At 73.3% G+C, this 17,206-nt stretch carries 15 protein-coding genes; 7 read left to right on the top strand and 8 right to left on the bottom strand.

Annotated features, from left to right (window positions below; genetic code table 11):
- Window positions 1–66: 66 nt before the first annotated feature.
- Window positions 67–666, bottom strand: a complete 600-nt coding sequence (locus ACFRCG_RS30005) for a hypothetical protein (RefSeq protein ID WP_380037153.1) — start codon at window positions 664–666, stop codon at window positions 67–69.
- Window positions 667–918: 252 nt separating this feature from the next.
- Between ACFRCG_RS30005 and idi the strand changes: the two genes are divergently transcribed.
- Window positions 919–1,470 carry an isopentenyl-diphosphate Delta-isomerase gene (idi, locus tag ACFRCG_RS30010; RefSeq protein ID WP_380037286.1) on the top strand — a complete coding sequence of 184 codons (552 nt, stop codon included), beginning with the start codon at window positions 919–921 and terminating at the stop codon, window positions 1,468–1,470.
- Between the two features lie 67 nt (window positions 1,471–1,537).
- Here idi and ACFRCG_RS30015 read toward each other — a convergent pair whose 3' ends face one another.
- The 3 genes from ACFRCG_RS30015 to ACFRCG_RS30025 all read right to left on the bottom strand — a co-directional run bounded on the left by ACFRCG_RS30015 (window position 1,538) and on the right by ACFRCG_RS30025 (window position 5,594).
- Window positions 1,538–2,533, bottom strand: a complete 996-nt coding sequence (locus ACFRCG_RS30015; RefSeq protein ID WP_380037155.1) for a hypothetical protein — start codon at window positions 2,531–2,533, stop codon at window positions 1,538–1,540.
- A gap of 103 nt (window positions 2,534–2,636) precedes the next feature.
- On the bottom strand, window positions 2,637–5,012 hold the full coding sequence (locus ACFRCG_RS30020; protein WP_380037157.1) for a pyruvate dehydrogenase: 2,376 nt from the start codon (window positions 5,010–5,012) through the stop codon (window positions 2,637–2,639).
- A gap of 153 nt (window positions 5,013–5,165) precedes the next feature.
- A complete protein-coding gene (locus ACFRCG_RS30025) occupies window positions 5,166–5,594 on the bottom strand; it encodes an SRPBCC family protein (protein ID WP_380008286.1) in 429 nt (142 codons plus the stop codon).
- A 260-nt stretch (window positions 5,595–5,854) separates the two neighbouring features.
- Between ACFRCG_RS30025 and ACFRCG_RS30030 the strand changes: the two genes are divergently transcribed.
- The 4 genes from ACFRCG_RS30030 (at window position 5,855) to lysA (ending at window position 9,966) form a co-directional block, all read left to right on the top strand.
- A complete protein-coding gene (locus ACFRCG_RS30030) occupies window positions 5,855–6,814 on the top strand; it encodes a hypothetical protein (RefSeq protein WP_380037159.1) in 960 nt (319 codons plus the stop codon).
- 54 nt (window positions 6,815–6,868) lie between these two features.
- Window positions 6,869–7,681 (top strand): aldose 1-epimerase, encoded by an 813-nt coding sequence (locus ACFRCG_RS30035; RefSeq protein WP_380037161.1) that lies wholly within the window; start codon window positions 6,869–6,871, stop codon window positions 7,679–7,681.
- A 163-nt stretch (window positions 7,682–7,844) separates the two neighbouring features.
- On the top strand, window positions 7,845–8,609 hold the full coding sequence (locus ACFRCG_RS30040) for an SAV_915 family protein (protein ID WP_380037163.1): 765 nt from the start codon (window positions 7,845–7,847) through the stop codon (window positions 8,607–8,609).
- A gap of 37 nt (window positions 8,610–8,646) precedes the next feature.
- A complete protein-coding gene (gene lysA / locus ACFRCG_RS30045) occupies window positions 8,647–9,966 on the top strand; it encodes a diaminopimelate decarboxylase (protein ID WP_380037165.1) in 1,320 nt (439 codons plus the stop codon).
- 557 nt (window positions 9,967–10,523) lie between these two features.
- On the opposite strand, the gene ACFRCG_RS30050 is transcribed toward lysA, so the two are convergent.
- Entirely contained in the window at window positions 10,524–11,225 is a 702-nt protein-coding gene (locus ACFRCG_RS30050) for a Type 1 glutamine amidotransferase-like domain-containing protein (protein WP_380037167.1), read from the bottom strand.
- 75 nt (window positions 11,226–11,300) lie between these two features.
- On the bottom strand, window positions 11,301–12,017 hold the full coding sequence (locus ACFRCG_RS30055; protein ID WP_380037169.1) for a DNA alkylation repair protein: 717 nt from the start codon (window positions 12,015–12,017) through the stop codon (window positions 11,301–11,303).
- Between the two features lie 194 nt (window positions 12,018–12,211).
- Here ACFRCG_RS30055 and ACFRCG_RS30060 point away from each other — a divergent pair, with 194 nt between their 5' ends.
- The gene (locus ACFRCG_RS30060) at window positions 12,212–13,192 is read left to right on the top strand and encodes a zinc-binding dehydrogenase (protein ID WP_380037171.1); all 981 of its coding nucleotides are present in this window, start codon (window positions 12,212–12,214) and stop codon (window positions 13,190–13,192) included.
- A 74-nt stretch (window positions 13,193–13,266) separates the two neighbouring features.
- On the opposite strand, the gene ACFRCG_RS30065 is transcribed toward ACFRCG_RS30060, so the two are convergent.
- Complete coding sequence (locus ACFRCG_RS30065; protein ID WP_380037173.1) at window positions 13,267–14,493, bottom strand: FAD-dependent monooxygenase; 1,227 nt, start codon at window positions 14,491–14,493, stop codon at window positions 13,267–13,269.
- Window positions 14,494–14,659: 166 nt separating this feature from the next.
- Here ACFRCG_RS30065 and ACFRCG_RS30070 point away from each other — a divergent pair, with 166 nt between their 5' ends.
- Complete coding sequence (locus ACFRCG_RS30070) at window positions 14,660–15,655, top strand: DUF5996 family protein (protein WP_380037175.1); 996 nt, start codon at window positions 14,660–14,662, stop codon at window positions 15,653–15,655.
- Between the two features lie 13 nt (window positions 15,656–15,668).
- On the opposite strand, the gene ACFRCG_RS30075 is transcribed toward ACFRCG_RS30070, so the two are convergent.
- Window positions 15,669–17,141, bottom strand: a complete 1,473-nt coding sequence (locus ACFRCG_RS30075) for an amino acid permease (RefSeq protein WP_380037177.1) — start codon at window positions 17,139–17,141, stop codon at window positions 15,669–15,671.
- Between the last annotated feature and the right edge of the window lie 65 nt (window positions 17,142–17,206).

A 17,206-nucleotide genomic window follows, 5' to 3' on the forward strand; every position in this document is an offset into this window, starting at 1 on the left:
GTGTATAAGAGACAGCCTGGGAGGTGCGCCGGGGCCGCGGCCGGTTTCCGGGCCGGCGCCGGTGGGTCAGCCCACCGGGGTGCGCTCCACCGGTCCGGGCTCGCGCAGCCGACGCGGCGCGGGCTTGTCCTTCGGGGGCTTCCCGAACGCCTCGCAGACGCCGTACACGCTGATCACCAGGCAGATCAGGGTGAATCCGCCCAATGCCCCGAAGAACCCGCGCAGCGCCTCGGTGCGGTCGGCGTCGCCGGTGATCAGGATCAGCACGCCGAGCAGCGCCGCGGCGATCGCCATCGCGGCGACCGCGCGGGCGAACTCGACGACCTCGTGGCGGACCCGCTCCGGGCCCCGCCGCGGCGGTCGCCAGGGCAGTGGGCCGCCCAGGAAGTGGTAGGCCACCCGCTGGTCCACCCAGCGGATCGCCCGATGCCCGAAGACCGCGGTCGTCCCGATGTACAGCGCGGCGATCCCGTGCCGCGACCCGGCGGTGGCGCCGCCGCGCAGATCCACCACCGCGACCACGAGCAGGATCACCTCCAACAGCGGTGTGGCGTACAGGAACACCTCGCTCAGCCGCCGGCGGTGCAGCACGTAGCGGCTGAGCAGGCCCAGGGCGATCAGCACCCAGAAGCCCACCTCGCAGGCCACGATCATGGCGACGACCACGGCGATCCCTCCCTCGGGCGATTGCGGGCCCGTCCGACCCCGGGCCCGGGCGGGCGACGGCGATCTCGGACGGACCCCACCAGCCTCTCCCGGACGCGCCCGCGGCGGATCGTCGACAGGGCGGATCCCGCCGTACAGACAACGATGTAGGCGGCGCACGACACGTTGGGGTGGGCCCGGCCCGGGATCGGCGGATCCGCGCCGCGCGTGCCGGATAGTGTGCTGGGCAAGGCCGAACAGCAGGGAGAGCACATGGCGCAGGAGCAGCCGGACGGTCGGGTCATGGTCGAACTGGTGGACCCGCAGGGGAACACCATCGGCCTCGCGGAGAAACTGGAGGCACACCAGCCACCGGGTCTGCTGCACCGGGCGTTCTCGGTTTTCCTCCTCGACGAGCGGGGCCGGGTACTGATGCAGCGCCGGGCACTGACGAAGTATCACTCGCCGGGACGCTGGTCCAACACGTGTTGCAGCCATCCGTTTCCGGGCGAGGAGCCCAGAGAGGCGGTGCTGCGCCGGCTGACCGAGGAGCTGGGCGCCAAGCCCACCGTCCTCGAACCGGCCGGTCTGGTGACCTACGACGTCACCGACGAGGTCTCGGGCCTGGTCGAGAAGGAGTTCAACCACCTCTTCATCGGCCTGGTCGGCGGCGAACTCGGGCTCAACGCCGAGGAGGTCGACGACGTCGCGTACGTACCGCTCGACGAACTCGACGCGTGGCTGGCCGAGCACGACCACACCGCGTGGCTGAGCGCGGTGCTCGAACCGGTGCGCGCGTCGCTGGCGGCGCTGGCCGCACGCTGAGTCGGCACCCGAGCGGAAAGGGCGGGTCCGAAAGGCCGGGCCCGCCCTTTCGCCCGCGCCTCGTCTCTCAGGCCTGGGGCGGTTTTGTGCCCTGGTCCGGCCAGCTCGGCGCGGGCGCCGGGACGAGCGTGGCGCGATCCGGCTTGGGCGCGGCGCCGCCGAAGACGTACTCGGTGCGCAGGTGCCGCGTCGCGCCGGTGGCCACACCCTTGTCCACCACCGTCGTGCTCACCTCGGAGTACGCGGGCAGGTGCGTGGCCGGGTCCAGCCAGAACACCGCGCGCACCGGCGAGCCGCTTTGCCGGCCGAAGTTCTCGATCTGGTACGGCCCCTTGGTGAAGTCGGGGATCGTGGCCCGGAACGCCCGGAGCAACAGATCGGTGTTGGCCGCCGAGCCGCCGTTCTGCTGCGGCTTGAGGTCCACCGTCAACCGCAGCCAGGACTTGCCGTTCTGCTGCGCCGGTTCCACCGCCGAGGGGGTCAACCAGCCCGGGGCGGCCTCGAGTTGGGCGGCGAAGGTCTTCGCCTGCTCGGCGGTCAGCCCGGTCGGCAGGATGCCGTCGCCGACGTACTTGCCCTCATGGGCCATGTCCACGACACACGGGCGTTTGGTGTCGCTCCACTGCTTGAGCGCGTTGTTGTAGCTCCATTCCCGGCCCGCCTCGCACTGGGAGCGCTTGATCGGCGCGTCGGCGGCGACCTGGTAGGCGCGGTCGGTGAACGCGGACTTGCCGCCCGCGTCGTACCAGGACCACAACTCCTCCTTGACCGTCTCCTCCTTGGCGGTGTCGCCGGCCGCGGTACGCACCCCGTGGTACTCGACCACCCGCTGGGTGGTGGTCGCGGCGACGAGCGCGGCCCAGACCGCCCTGGGGTCGCTGTCGCCCGCCCCGCCGGGCGCCGGGGCGCCGGCCGACGGCCCCCCGGTGCCGCCCGCCCTGTCCCCGCCCCTGTCGTCCTTGCCGCCGCCGGAGTCGGACGAGCACCCCGTCAACACGACGGCGGCGGTCAGGCCCGCCGCCGTCCACGCGCTCCACCGTCGTCCCACGCCCCCGTGTCGCATCCACCACTCCTCGCCTCGGTCCGGCCGAACGCTGCGTCAGCACGCATACCGTACGCGTGAGCGAGCCGGGCGGAGCGGGGGCGGCCCCGCCCGGCGGGGGTGCTCAGGCCAGGGACAGTGCGGCCAGCGCCGCGTTGACGATCGAACCCGGCAGCAGGTCGTGCAGTTCGTACAGGTCCTCGATTCGGCCGGTCTGGCCGAACTGGTCCACGCCCAGCGGTACACACGGCACGCCGAGCGCCGAGCCGAGCCAGGCCAGGGTGTGCGAGGACGAGTCGTGCACGGTGACCACCGGCGCGCGGTACGGGAACGCGGTGCGCAGCGCGCCGGGCGCGGACGGCGTGGTCGCGGTGCGCACCCCCTGGCGCAGCGTGCGCTGCCAGGCGGCGTAGAGCCGGTCCGCCGAGGTGATGTCCACGACGTGCGCGGCGATGCCCTCGTCGCGCAGCTCGTGGGCGGCGGTCAACACCTCGGGCAACACCGCGCCGGACGCGGCCAGGTACACGCTCGGCGCGCCGGGCAGGTCGGGCGCCTCCAGGAGCCGGTAGCCGCCCGCGAGCACCTGCCGGCGCAACACCGCGTCGCCGAGCCGGGTCCGGGCGGCCTCGAACGGCGCCTGGTCGATCGGGCGCGTGGTGAGCCGGAAGTAGTAGGCGCCGTTGTCCGGTTCGACCCCGTGGTCCGGGCCGCCCGCGATCCGCCCCACCGCGTCGCACAGCAGCCAGTCGAGGGCCGAGCCGTAGGCGGGCTCGATCAGCGTGGTGCCGGGCAGCTCCAGGCCGATCGAGGCGGTGATGGTGGACTGGTGCGCGCCGCCCTCGGGGGCCAGGGTGACCCCGGAGGGGGTGCCGGCCACGATGAAACGCGAGCCGGAGTAGACGGCGTGGATGAACGCGTCCAGGCCGCGGCACACGAACGGGTCGTAGACCGTACCGATCGGGATCAGCGGCTGGCCGGACAGGTCGCCCGCCAGGCCGAGCTGTTCGAGCAGCAGGAACAGGTTCATCTCGGAGATGCCCAGTTCGATGTGCTGCCCGCCGGGGCCCTCGATCCACTTCAGCGCGCCCTCGCCCGACCAGGCCCGGCGCTCGGTGGGGGAGAACACGCCGGTGCGGTTGATGAAGCCGGCCAGGTTGGTCGAGGTGGCCACGTCGGGGGCGGTGGTGACCAGGTACGGCGCGAGCGCCGGGTCGCGGGAGAGGTCGACCAGGACCCGGCCGAAGGTCTCCTGGGTGGACACCGGCTTGCCCATGCGCTGATGCGTCGAGGCGGCGACCGGCACGCCCAGCGGGCCCGGCCTGGGCGCGCGGGCCAGGTGCTCGCGGCGCTGCCCGGCCAGGATGCCCTCGGGCGTGGCGGCGTCGAAGCGGTCCCACTCGGTGCGCTCGCTCAGGCCGAACTCCGCGCGCAGCGCCGCGACCTGGTCGGTGGTCAGCAGCGCGGAGTGGTTGCGCGGGTTGCCCGCGAGCGGCAGGCCCCAGCCCTTGACCGTGTAGGCGAAGACCACGCTGGGCCGGTCGGTGACCGCGTCGCAGTGCCGGTAGGCGTCGAGCAGGGCGGCGATGTCGTGCCCGCCGAGGTCGGTGACCAGCGTGTGCAGCTCGGCGTCGGGCACGTCGGCGACGGTGGCCGCGACGTCGGCCGGGGCGCCGTCCAGGAAGTGCGCGCGCACGTCCGCGTCGGCGAGGCCGAACAGCGCCTGGTACTGCTCGTTGGGCATCGCGTCGAGCCAGGCCCGCAGCGCCGCGCCGCCGGGCCGGTCGAACGCGGCCTGGAGCCGGCGACCGTACTTGACCTCCACCACATGCCAGCCGGCCGCCTCGAACTGGCCGCGCCACTGGTCGATCCGGACCCCGGGGACCACCCGGTCCAGCGACTGCCGGTTGAAGTCGACCAGCCACATCACGTTGCCCAGGCCCTGGGTGGCCGGGTCCGCGATGGCCTCCCAGATGTTGCCCTCGTCCAACTCGGCGTCGCCGAGCAGCGCGACGAAGCGCGAGGCGGGACGCGCGCCGAAGTGCGCGTCGACGTAGCGGCGGGCGGCCGCGCCGAACAGCGGCGCCGCCGCGCCCAGGCCGACCGAGCCGGTGGAGAAGTCCACCCATTCGCGGTCCGGGTCCTTGGTCCGGGAGGGGTACGACTGGAGGCCGCCCTTGGCGCGCAGCGTGGTCAGGTAGGACCGGTCCAGGTTGCCCAGGAGGTACTGGATCGCGTGGAAGACCGGCGAGGCGTGCGGCTTGACGCTGATCCGGTCGGGGCCGTCGAGGTGGGCGAACCACAGCGCGGTCATCGCCGAGACCAGCGACGCGGAGGACGCCTGGTGGCCGCCGACCTTGATGCCGTCGGCGTTCGGCCGGTCGTGGTTGGCCGAGTCGACGATGCGCGTCGCGAGCCACAGGACGCGGCGCTGGACGGCTTCGAGGACGGACAGGTCGATGCCGAGAGCGGACGCGGCGTGGTCCGTGTCGCTGCGGTGCATGGTCACCTCAAGATCGGTCGGGGTGGCCGAAGCATACGGCGATCGTCTCACCATGCGATACGCGCGCCGGGGGCGGCGGGCGGGCGCGGCCGGACCCCGGCCGCCCGGGGACCGGGGTCGGGGCGGCCGGCGTGGGCCTCTGGGCGGTCTTTGCTACGCGAAGCGCTCCCGGAGTGCGGCCAGGCCCGCTCCGTACGTGCCCTCGGCGAAGACCGCGTCCACCGTCTCCACCACGTCCGGCTCGCCCTCGTAGGTCGCCGACCAGACCACCTCGCTGCCGTCCGCGTGCGGGTGCACGGCCAGCGTGCCGACGTAGTCCGTCACGGCCAGCGGCACCTGGATCAGCCGGTAGCTCATCCGGTGCGCGGCGTCGTCGTGGCTGAGCAGTTCCTCGCGCGAGAGCACCTCGCCGTCGATCGCGAACGCCCGTATCGCGCCCGGGGTGTTGGCGTCGCCGCCGCCCTCGATCGTGCTCGGCGGCACCACCGGGTGCCAGTCGCCCAGGGCGCCGAAGTCGCCGATCACCGCCCAGACCCGATCGGGTGTGGCGGCGATCACAGCGGAACGCGAAAACTCGTGCATGAACGAGCTCCTGTCGGTTCGGAATTACGCGCGTGGAGGTGCGACGATGCAATTCGGCGCGCTTTCGGACGGGGTTTCGACCACGATTCGATCCGGGTCCGTGGCGGGTCCGCAATACCACCGGGTGGTTGGTGTCGGCCGAATAAATCACCCGGCCGATGTGGCCTGTCTCCTGGACGCGGAAACCACTTGGCGCCTAGAACCGTTGCAGGGCCGAACGGGTCACCGAACGGACGAGGCCGGAAAGGGGCGGCGGGGACGTGTTGTACGGACTTGTGCTGACGGCTTTCGCGGCGGCCATCCTGGTGACCGCCCCGCGCGTACTGCGCCGGGCCGAACGCAGCGGCTTCAGCCCCCGACACGTGCAGCGTGCCTGGCGGGCCGCCGCGGGCGGGGTGCTCGCCTCGTTCGCGCTCGCCGTCCCCGTCTACACCCCCGACCTGTGGCAGGCGCCGATGCGCGCGGCCGGATTCGACCCGCGGATCGGCATGCCGCACGTGCCACTGCCCGCGCAGATCACCGTCGCGATCCTCGCGCTGCTGCTCGTGGCGTTCGGCTGGCACCGGGGCGCGGACGCGATGCGCGACTATCGGCGCGCGCTGCGGGTGCAACTGGACCGGCTGGAGAACTCGGCGCCGCTGCTCGACGAGGAGGACGGCGGCCGGCCGCGCCTGGTGATCGTCGAGGACGAGGCGCCGCGCCTGGTGCTGCTGCCGTCCCGGCCGCCGCGCGTGGAGGCCACCACCCGGGCGTTGGACCTGCTGCGCCCGGAGGAGTTGAACGCGGTCCTGACCCACATGGCCGGGCACCTGCGCCGGCGCGACGCACAGTGGATGGTCTGCGCCGACACGTTGGCCGACGCGTACCCGGGGGTGCGCTTCTTCGCCGACTGGGCCGATCACGCGGCCGAACTGTCGGAGAAGGCCGCCGACGCCGACGTGCGCGGGTCCATCGCGCGGGCCAATCTGCGCCGGGCCATCGTCAAGCTGTCCGGGCCGGGCCAGGCGGGCGGGCCGTTCTGCCCGTGCTTCGCCTGGCCGCAGCAGCGCCAGGAGGAGCTGATCGTGCACCAGACGCACGCCGCGGCACACCCCGAGGTGGCCGTCGCGGGGGTCCGGGTGGGCGCTCCGGTCGCGTCGGCGGGGTTGCGGGTGCTCACGGCGGCGGCGCTGCTCGTACCGTCGGTGATCGTGTTGTCGCCGCACTTCCTGTACATCTGAGGCCGCCGGGGCGGGCGGGTCGGGGGCGGGAGCGCTGCGCGTAATCTGCCGCCCATGATCGACGGCGAAGTGTGGTTGCGTTCCGAAGGCGTCGAGGCGCGGATTCTGCCGGACGCCGGGTGCCGGCTCGGCTCGCTGCGGGCGCACGGGCTCGAACTGCTCCGGACGCGGGGGGAGCGGCCCGAGGAGTGGGGCAGCTATCCGATGGTGCCGTGGGTGGGTCGGATGGGTGGGGCCCGGTTCGAATTCGCCGGTGCGGTCCACGCGTTCCCCGCCGACGCGCCTCCGCACGCGTTGCACGGGCTCGGCTATCGGGCGGTGTGGAAGCAGATCGCGGGGGACGCCGGGTCGGCGACGTTCGAACTCGCGCTGACCGATCCGTGGCCGTTCGCCGGACGGGTCGAGCAGACCTTCACGATCCGGCCCGACGGGCTGACCACGGCGTTGCGGATCGAGTCCGCCGGGGAGGCGTTTCCGGCCCAGGCGGGCTGGCATCCGTGGTTTCGGCGGCGGTTGGCGGTCGGCGAGCCGCTGGAGCTGTCCTTCGAGCCCGCCTGGCAGGAGGAGCGCGGCCCGGATTACCTGCCCACCGGACGGCGGATACCGGTCGCCCCGGGGCCCCGGGACGACTGCTACGGAACCCCCGGCGGCCTGGACGCGACGCTGCTCTGGCCGGGCGCGCTGCGGCTGCGGATGACGTCGGACTGCGATTACACGGTGGTGTACGACATGCCGGTGGACCACGTGTGTGTGGAGCCGGAGACCGGCCCGCCGAACGGGCTGACCCTGCCCACCACCCACCTGGTCCGCCCGGGGGAGCCGCTGATCGCCACGACGACCTGGACATGGGCTCCGCTCGCGACCTGAGGGGACGCGGCGGGGGGTCCGGTGTCAACGGGGCGTCAACATGGGCTCGTCGACGATCAAGGGCACGGTAGGGGCGGGGTTGCCCGGTATGCGGTGGTCGTAGCGTCGGATCAGGGCTCGCGCATGGTGGCGGGGCCGGACTTCGGAGGCTGTCGTGTCGGACGTGTTGATCACCGATGAGGAACCTGCCGCTGCGACCACCGCCCGGCGCGTGCTGATCGTGCCGGTGCGGGCCGACGCCGGGGCGCGGGTGGTGCGGTGGTGCCGCGACCCCCTGGGCGCCCGGGTCCTGGTGGCGTTCACCTCGGTGACGCGGCTGCGGGCGGTGTTGGGCGTCGACCAGGAGTGGATCCGCCTCGGCGCCGGCGCGGCCCGCTCGCTCGCGACCGAAATCGGCGTCCGGAACATGCTGATCGACCCGCGCCTGTCGGCGCCGCCGGTGGGCAGCGCGTGGGTCGAGGCGGGGGCCGCCGAGGCTGCCGCGGGCGTGGTCGACGCGCGGGTTGCCCGGGTGGATTCGGCGGTGCCCGCCGCGTGGGTCGCCCAGGCCGCGCCGACCGCGTATGTCGCCCGGGTCGCTCGGGCCGCCGAGGCTGCCCGAGGGACCGGGTCGAACCGGGTCGGCGACGTGGAGTACGGCCACCCGGCGACGCCGATCGCGCCGACGAGGTCCGGCGTGTCCCTCCCGCCCGCCGCCCCCGAAGCTCCGCCCGCCCCGCTCGCGGCCCCCGCGCCCGTGACGCCCCCGCCCATGACGCCCGCGACTCCGTTCGCCCCGCCCGCGCCCGCGGCCCCTGCGACCGCCCCGCCCGTGTGCGGGTTCGCGGGTGCTTCGGGTGTGGGGAATCGGGATCCGCAGGTGCTCGGGGTGTTGCGGGTGACGTTGGTTGTCGCGGTGTTGTTCGTCGTGTTTTCCCTCTTTGCCTGATTCCTCGTCACCCGTATACGCGCACAAGGGAGTTGCCATGTCCATATCGCTTGCGGAGCCGGTTCTCGACCCGGGCGTGTGGCCTCGTTCGGCGCAGGCGCTGGGGACGGATCTCGTGGTCGGCGGGTTGCCCGCGGTCGAACTCGCCGAGCGGTTCGGGACGCCGCTGTACCTGCTGGACGAACAGCACGTGCGGGACACCTGCCGGGCCTATCGCCGCGCGCTGCCCGGCGTCGAGATCGCCTACGCGGCCAAGGCGTTCCTGTGCCGCGGCCTGATCGCCTGGCTGCGCGAGGAGGGCTTCGGGCTCGACGTCTGCTCGGCCGGGGAGTTGGAGTCGGCCGCCCTCGCCGGCATGCCCGGGGAGCGGATCATCCTGCACGGCAACGCCAAGTCCGGCGACGAACTGCGCGCGGCGCTGCGCCTGGGCGTGGGGCGGATCGTGCTGGACAACCCGGCCGAGATCGCCCGGCTGGCCGCGCTGGTGGCGCCCCGGCAGCGGCAGCGGGTGATGGTGCGCGTGGTGCCCGGGATCGAGGCCGGCGCGCACCACGCGATCCGTACCGGCGGCGAGGACCAGAAGTTCGGCTTGTCCATCGCCCGGGGCGACGCCGAGGACGCGGTGCTGCGGGCGGTGGCCCAACCGCACCTCGAACTCACCGGCCTGCACTGCCATCTGGGTTCGCAGATCGGCTCGGTACGACCCTGGCTGGCGGCCATCGGCACACTCGCCGCGTTCCTGGCCGGGCTGCGCGACCGGCACGGGATCGTACTGCCCGAGCTGAACCTGGGCGGTGGCCACGGAATCGCCTACCGGAGCGGGGAACACCCGCTGGACGTCGAGTCGTTCGCGATCGACGTGCGCCGCCGACTGGCCGGGCAGTGTGCGTTGTACGACCTGCCCGTGCCGCGCCTGATCGTCGAGCCGGGCCGGGCGATCACCGGACCGGCCGGGGTGGCGCTGTACCGGGTGCTCGTGGTCAAGCGCACCGCACACCGCGTGTTCGTCGCGGTGGACGGCGGCATGGCGGACAATCCCCGGCCGGCCCTGTACGGCGCGCGCACCACCGTGCGCCTGGTCGGCCGCGCCGGCGCGCCCGGCACCCGGCGGGTCACCGTGGTCGGCCGCTACTGCGAGTCGGGCGACGTGTTGGCCGCCGATGTCGAACTGCCCGAGGACGTGCGTCCGGGTGACCTGCTCGCGATGCCGGCCGCCGGGGCGTACCAGCAGTCGATGGCCTCGACCTACAACCTGGTCGGCCGTCCCCCGGTGGTGGCCGTCCGCGCCGGCCGGGCCCGGGTCCTGCTGCGCCGCGAGGGCATCGCCGACCTGCTCGCGCGCGACGTCGCCGAGTAGGCCGGTCCGGTTCGCCGGCTCGTACGCCTCGAGCCGGGTTTCGGATCGCCTCGATCGTGCTCGCGAAGGCGTCGGCGCCATGTCCCCTGGAGATCGCCCGGCCGACCACCGAGGCGACCGCTTCGAGCACGCCGACGTCGAGGCCGCGCCGGCCACCCGGGTCGTGATGTCCGGCAGGATGCCGAGGATGCCCCGGGCGAACGGCAGGAACTCGCTCGCCGACACCCGATCGGCGCCGACCAGCGCGAAGCCCGTGTCCCGCTCAGCAGGAGACCGCCCGCAGTGCCCACGACGGACGTCGGCACCATGACCGCGCCGTCGAGATACCCGAGGCCCACGCCCGCGGCCCACTCGGCGGTGCGCCGGGCCCGCTCGGGGTGTCCGAGGTCGGGTTGACCAGCGTGCGGCCGGCCCACACGTCGGCGCCGCCGCCCTCGGTCGCGGCGGTCGGGGTCGTGTCCGCGGCGGCGGGCGACTCGGTCCGCACGGCGCCGCGCGCGATCAGGGTGTCGGCGCGGGTGGGTGAGCGGTTCCGGACGGTGACCGGATGCCCGGCGTCAGAGCCCCACCATCGGCAGCTCCGACTCGCGGACGCCGCTCGGACCCGCCTCGACGCGGTACGCCCGGGCCTGGGGGAGCTCGGTCACGAACCGGTACGGCTCGCCGTCGACGAGGTGGATCGCCGCGCCGTCGTCCAGCGCGTAGCCGGGCGCGAGGGTGCCCGCCGCCACCGCCGCGTGGTACGCCGGGCGGCGTCCGGGTTCGCCGTCGTAGTGCGGACACACGCTGCCCCGAGCCCAGCCGAGGCCGTCCGCGAGCGGGCGCAGCCGAGGTCCGTAGGAGTCGGTGATCCCGCCCTCGAACCAGCACAGCGCGCCCGCGCTCAGCCCGCACACCACCAGGTCGCGCCCGGCGGCGCGGGCGGAGAGCGCGGCGTCGAGGCCGTGCAGGCGCCACAGCGCGAGCAGGTTGAGGGTGGAGCCGCCGCCGACGTAGATCACGTCCGACGCGGCCAGTACGTCGGCGAGTTCGGTGTCGGTGCGCTTGAACAGGCTCAGGTGGTCGAGCGAACAGTCCCAGGAGGCGAACGCGCCACGAAACCGCTCGATGTAGCTGTCGGCGTCGCCGGAGGCGGTCGGTACGAAGCACACGCTGGGGCGGGGGCGGCCGGTCAGGTCGAGGACGTAGCGGTCGAGCGCGGTCGCCCCGTCGTTCATCGAGAATCCGCCGCCGCCCATGGCCACCAGGTGTGTCGTCATCGGCTCATCCTGCCGCGTGCGCACCACCCGCGACGAGGCATTTTCCACCGGTACGGGAGCGGGCCGGCGCGCCGATCACCCGGCCCGCAGCCGGGCGGCGTCCGCCTCGGGGAGCCGGCGCACCGCTTCGCGAAACGTCACCCCGGACATCCGGGACCGGTGCGCCCCGGTCCAGGCGATCACGTAGGCCGGATCCCGCCTGGAGATCTCCCGAAGCACCCAGCCGATCGCCTTGCGGACGAAGAACTCCTTCTCGTGCAGCATCGAATCCGCGTAGCGGTCGAACCGGACCAGGTCGGGCGCGCCGGCCCGGACGCCGGGCAGCAGGGCGAGCAGCGCCGAGCGGCGAACCCAGAAGTCGGCGTCGACGGCCCAGGCGTCGGCGGTGCCGAAGTCGGCGGGCGAACGGCCCATCAGCGGGCCCGCGACCTTGTCCGCGAGCGTGTCCACGTACACCCAGCCGGCCGCCTCCCGGATCAGCCGCTCGATCGACGGCAGGTCGGCGCGGGTGAGCACGCGCAGGTGGATCCGCAGCAGTTCGATCGCCGCGAAGCGGCTCTCGTGCAGCCGCTTCGCCCACAACGCCTCGACCCAGGCGAGCAGTTCGGCCCGGGTCGGCGCGGGCCGGGCGCGCGTCGCGGCGGTCACCGTCTTGCGCAGCACCGGCACCGTGACGCCGAGGAAGTCGAGATCGCTCTTGAGATACGCCTTCTCGGCCTCGGCGCGCGCCGGTGTGCCGAGGGCCGCGAGGTCGGCGAGCAGGGCGGCGGTGGCTTCGTCGGGATCGAACATGGGCCCACCGTAGGTGGTGTGCGTCACGGTGCGCGGATGCGCGAGGTGGGCCGGTTGGCTTGACATAAAGTCGGCTTGAAGTTCGAGAATTCTCGCATTGCGATCGGGGGGAACACGTCCCGGTCCGGTCTCCGTTGGCCCCGTCACCACCGGCCCGTCTCCAACGGGCCGGCACACAACCCAGGAGTGCGGCGATGCGCGCGATGCGATTGAACGAGTTCGGTCCGGCCGAGAACCTTCGCTTCGAAGAGGTGGCGACGCCGGAGCCGGGCCCCGGCGAGGTGCGCATCGCGGTCGCCGCGGCCGGGGTCCACCTGGTCGACGTGATGCTGCGCACCGGGCGGGTGGAAGGGCCTTTCCCGGAGCCGGAGTTGCCCACCACACTCGGCCGCGAGGTGGCCGGCACGGTGCACGCGGCCGGCGCCGGGGTGGATCCGACCCTGGTCGGTCGCCGCGTGGTGGCGCACCTGGGCAACCGGGGCGGCGGCTACGCGGAGTTCGCGATCGTCGACGACCAGGCCCTGCTGCCCCTGCCCGACGACCTCCCGGCCGAGGTCGCGGTGGCGATGGTCGGCACCGGGCGCACCGCGATGGGCATCCTGGAGGTGGCCGCGATCGGCGCCGACGACGTGGTGCTGGTCACCGCCGCGGCGGGCGGCCTGGGCACCCTGCTGGTCCAGGCCGCGCACCGGCTCGGCGCGGTGGTGATCGGGGCGGCCGGCGAGCCCGCCAAAGTCGAGGCGGTGGCGAAGACCGGCGTCGACCTCGCGGTGGACTACAACACCCCCGACTGGGCCGACCGGGTGCGCGAGGGCTTGGGCGGGAGGTCGGTGACGGTGCTGCTGGAGAGCGTCGGCGGCGAGATCGGCCGCGCCGGGCTCGACCTGGTCGGCCGCGGCGGTCGTGTGGTGACCTACGGCTGGTCCTCGGGCGCGGCCATCGCCGACCTGGACGAGGTCGCCGCGGCGGCCGGGGTGAGCGTGGAGAACCCGCTGGGCCCGCGGATGACGAATCGCCCCGGCGGGATCAAGGCCCTCGCCGAGCAGGCGCTGGCCGCCGCCGCGGCGGGCGAACTCACCCCGGCGATCACCACGTTCCCACTGGCCGAGGCCGCCGCCGCACACACCGCGCTGAGCGACCGGCGGACGGTCGGGAAGGTCGTGCTGATCCCCTGACGCCGCTCGATCGTCGAGCGGCTGCCCCGCCGCGGGCCCGCCGTTCGAGCGGTGGGCCCGCGCGGTGGTGTCGGTCAGCCCGATGTGTCCCGGTTCGCCGCGCCGATCTCCCGCTCCAGCGCCGCGAGTTCCGCCTGCTCGTCGGGCGGGATCACCGCGTCGAGGTCGGCGAACCCCTCGGGCTCCCGCTCGTGCGCCAGCGTGAGCAGGATGCCCGGGCCGGGTGCACGATTCGCCGCCTGGAGCGCCGTCGTCGCCGGTCGGCGCCGCTCCTCGTACCGGGCGAGCGCGTCGACCGGGTCCGCGTGTGCGGCCAGTTCGTGCGCGAGCACCGCCGCGTCCAGGATCGCCTGCGCCGCGCCGTGGGCGCCCCTGGGGAAGGTCGCGTGCGCGGCGTCGCCGAGCAGGGTCACCCGCCCGTCCGACCAGCTCGGCAGCGGCTCGCGGTCGATCAGCGGGTACTCGTACGCCACGTCCGCGTCGGCGATCACCGCCGGCACGTCCAGCCAGTCGAACTCCCAGTCGGCGAAATAGCCCACCACCGTGTCCGGTTCGGCCGGCCGCCGCCAGTCGCCGCGCTCGGGCGGCGGACCGGCCGACGAGCGCTCGGCGACCCAGTTCAGCAGCGCGGGCCGCTCCCCCTCGGCCGCGCGCAGCGGGTGCGCGACGAAGGTCCGCACACCGTCCCCGGCGACGATCGTGGTGTGGCCCGTGAGCAGGTTCGGCGCGGGCGAGATCCCGCGCCACTGCACCCGGCCGTGCCAGGACGGCGGCCCCTCGCCCGGATACATCAGTGCCCGCCCGGCCGAGTCGATCCCGTCGGCCGCGATCAACACGTCGGCCTCGTCGGTGACGATGTTGCCGTCCCGGTCGGTCAGTTCGACCGTGACCCCGGCCGCGGTCTGCGCGTATCCGCTCAGCCGCAGGCCGGTGCGCAGCGACTCGGCGCCCAGCCAGGCCAGTTGGGCGCGTACCAGGAGCATCTGCAATTCGCCGCGATGGACCGACAGGTGTGGCCAGGCGTGGCCGGCGGCCAGGCCGCGCGGTTCGGTGTGGATCCGGCCGCCGAAACGGTCGTGGTGGACCAGTTCGGTGGTGGCCACCGAGATCTCGGCGAGGTCGTCGTACAGGCCCAGCGCGGCCAGTTCGCGAACGGCGGGTGGCGGCAGGTCGATCCCGACCCCGTGCGGGCGGATCTCCTCGACCGCCTCGTACACGGTCACGTCGGCGATACCCGCCGCGTGCAGACTCAGGGCGGTGGCCAGCCCACCGATGCCGGCTCCGGCGACGACAACGCGCACGAGTGCCCCTGTACAGGTGGAAGGGATGTTGTCGCACGCAGGGTACGCGTCGACCGCACTCGCCCGTTCGGGGGGTGTCGCCGAACCGTGTCGGGGATCGTGCGCGCGGGCCCGGACGGCGGAGCATAACGGGACGCACGGGCCACAAGGCGGCGAGAATCGGTTCATGGCCATCGCTTCGAGCAACCGCGCGAACCCCTCCGGATCCCCCGAACCCCGTCCCGACCTGCCCGAACTCCCTTATGCGGCATGGGCGGACACCCTGGACACGCTGCACCTGTTCGCACAGATCGTGGGCAAGGTGAAGCTGGCCGCGAGCCATCCGCAAAATCACTGGTGGAACATCACCTTCACGGTCGACGCCCGCGGCCTGACCACCCGCCGGTTGAACGTGGCCGGGATCGCGTTCGACATCGCGTTCGACTTCGTCGACCACCGCGTGGTCTTTCGCACCGATCGCGGCGAGGTGCGCGAGATCGCGCTCGTGGACGGGTTGAGCGTGGCCGCGTTCGACCTCGCCGTCCACGGCGTGCTCGCCGACCTCGGGATCGACGTACCGCTGCTGGAGAAACCCTTCGGGGTGCCGCACCTGACCACGCCGTTTCGCGAGGACACCGAGCACGCCACCTATCGGGCCGAGTACGCGCAGCGGTTCTGGCGCGTCCTGACCTGGTCGGCGGACGTGTTCGAGGAGTTCATGGGCTGGTTCGACGGCAAGAGCTCGCCGGTCCAGCTGTTCTGGCACTCCTTCGACCTCGCGCTCACCCGCTTCTCCGGCAAGCGGGTGGAGCCGCCGATGAGCGGGGTCGACCCGGTCACCGCCGAGGCGTACTCGCACGAGGTGATCTCGTTCGGCTTCTGGGCGGGCGACCCGACCGTCACCTACCCCGCCTACTACTCCTACGCCGCGCCCAAACCGGCCGGCGTCGAACGGCAGCCGCTGTCCCCGCGCGAGGCGGTCTGGCTGCCGGACGGTTCGCGCTCCACGCTGGAATACGACGTGGTCCGCCGAGCCGAGGACCCGCGCCGCACCCTGCTCGGCTACCTCCAGTCCAACTTCGCCGCGAGCGCGACCCTGGCCGGCTGGCCGACCGACGAACTGCGCTCCAACTGGTGCCCCACCAGCGAGCACCTGCGGGCGCTGGCGCGGGCCGGGCTGTGAGCGGCGGGGCGGCTCAGAAGCGGCCCCCGGCGCGTCTGCGCAGATCGCGCCGACGTGCCTCGCGGACCAGGGCGAAGCCGAGGACCACGGCCACCACCACGACCGAGGACAACAGCTGCGGCCGGGCGTCGGCGTCGAACAACATCAGGATCGACACCGCCGCGAGCGCGAGCATCACGAACCAGGTCAGATACGGAAAGCCCCACATCCGGATGATCAGCCGCTCCGGATCCTCACGCTCCATCCGCTGGCGCAACACCAGCTGCGCGGCGGCGATGGCGAACCAGACGAAGAGCAACATCGCGCCGACCGAGTTCAGCAGGTGCCTGAACACCTGCTCGGGCCACCACACGTTGAGCAGCGCGGCGAGGAAGCCGAACGCCGAGGAGGCCAGCACCGCCGTGCGCGGCACGCCGTTGCCGGCCAGTCGGGACAACCCGCGCGGACCCTCGCCGCGCCGGGACAGCGAGAAGGCCATCCGGGACGCGCCGTACAACATCGAGTTCAGCGCGGACAGCAGCGCGGTGAACACCACGACGTCCATCACGTGGGCCGCGCCCGGGATGCCGATGTCCTCCAGGACGGACACGTACGGGCTGCCCAGCCGGTCCGAGTCCCACGGGAGCAGTGTGGCGATGACCGCCACCGAGCCGATGTAGAACAGCAGGATGCGCCAGACCGCCGTGCGCACCGCGCGGGCCACGTTGCGGGTGGGGTCGTCCGACTCGGCGGCGGCGATGGTGACGATCTCCAGACCGCCGAAGGAGAAGGCGACCGCGAGCAGGCCGGCGATCACCCCGTCCCAGCCGTTGGGCAGGAAGCCGCCGTTGCCGGTGAGGTTGTCGAGCCCCGGGGCCTCGGTGTCCGGCAGCCACCCCATGATGGCCAGCACGCCCAGCACCAGGAAGCCGACGATGGCCAAGACCTTGACCGTCGCGAACCAGAACTCCGTCTCGCCGAAGGACCGCACCGTGAGCAGGTTCGCGCCGGTGAACACCAGCATGATCGCCAGCGAGAACACCCAGATCGGTACACCCGGCACCCACCCGTGCGCGATCGCCGCCGCTCCCGACGCCTCGACGGCGAGCACGATGGTGACCATCCACCAGTACAGCCACCCGACGGTGAAACCGGCCCACCGCCCGAACGCGGCGCCGGCGTACTCGGAGAACGAGCCGCTGCGCGGCACGGCCGCGGCCATCTCGCCGAGCATCCGCATCACCAGCAACACCAGCACCGAGGCCAGCGCGTAGGAGATCAGGATGCCGGGGCCCGCGGTGTGGATGCCGGCGCCGGTGCCCACGAACAGGCCCGCGCCGATCGCCCCGCCGAGCGCGAGCATGGTCATGTGGCGGGGCTTGAGGGCGTGGCCGAGGTGATGGGTGCCCGCGGGGGCGGGGTGGGCCGGGCCGGCCTTGCCTGCGGTGTTCGCGGTGCCGTTGATGCCTGCGGTGCCCGAGGTGTCCGGGGTGTCTGGGTTGCTCATGGTTGGCGCTGATCCTGGGGACGGGAACGGGCGTGCGGACGGTCAGTATGGCCTAGCCCACATCG

Origin of the sequence: Embleya sp. NPDC056575 (assembly GCF_042793325.1) — a bacterium.
In the GTDB taxonomy this organism is placed as follows: Bacteria; Actinomycetota; Actinomycetes; order Streptomycetales; family Streptomycetaceae; genus Embleya.

Excerpts from the sequence above, each read along its gene's own strand:
- ACFRCG_RS30025 (WP_380008286.1), bottom strand. The coding sequence starts at position 5,594 with ATGCACGAGTTTTCGCGTTCCGCTGTGATCGCCGCCACACCCGATCGG.
- ACFRCG_RS30050 (WP_380037167.1), bottom strand. The coding sequence starts at position 11,225 with ATGACGACACACCTGGTGGCCATGGGCGGCGGCGGATTCTCGATGAAC.
- ACFRCG_RS30060 (WP_380037171.1), top strand. The coding sequence starts at position 12,212 with ATGCGCGCGATGCGATTGAACGAGTTCGGTCCGGCCGAGAACCTTCGC.
- ACFRCG_RS30035 (WP_380037161.1), top strand. The coding sequence starts at position 6,869 with ATGATCGACGGCGAAGTGTGGTTGCGTTCCGAAGGCGTCGAGGCGCGG.
- ACFRCG_RS30015 (WP_380037155.1), bottom strand. The coding sequence starts at position 2,533 with ATGCGACACGGGGGCGTGGGACGACGGTGGAGCGCGTGGACGGCGGCG.
- lysA (WP_380037165.1), top strand. The coding sequence starts at position 8,647 with ATGTCCATATCGCTTGCGGAGCCGGTTCTCGACCCGGGCGTGTGGCCT.
- ACFRCG_RS30075 (WP_380037177.1), bottom strand. The coding sequence starts at position 17,141 with ATGAGCAACCCAGACACCCCGGACACCTCGGGCACCGCAGGCATCAAC.
- ACFRCG_RS30020 (WP_380037157.1), bottom strand. The coding sequence starts at position 5,012 with ATGCACCGCAGCGACACGGACCACGCCGCGTCCGCTCTCGGCATCGAC.
- ACFRCG_RS30055 (WP_380037169.1), bottom strand. The coding sequence starts at position 12,017 with ATGTTCGATCCCGACGAAGCCACCGCCGCCCTGCTCGCCGACCTCGCG.
- idi (WP_380037286.1), top strand. The coding sequence starts at position 919 with ATGGCGCAGGAGCAGCCGGACGGTCGGGTCATGGTCGAACTGGTGGAC.
- ACFRCG_RS30070 (WP_380037175.1), top strand. The coding sequence starts at position 14,660 with ATGGCCATCGCTTCGAGCAACCGCGCGAACCCCTCCGGATCCCCCGAA.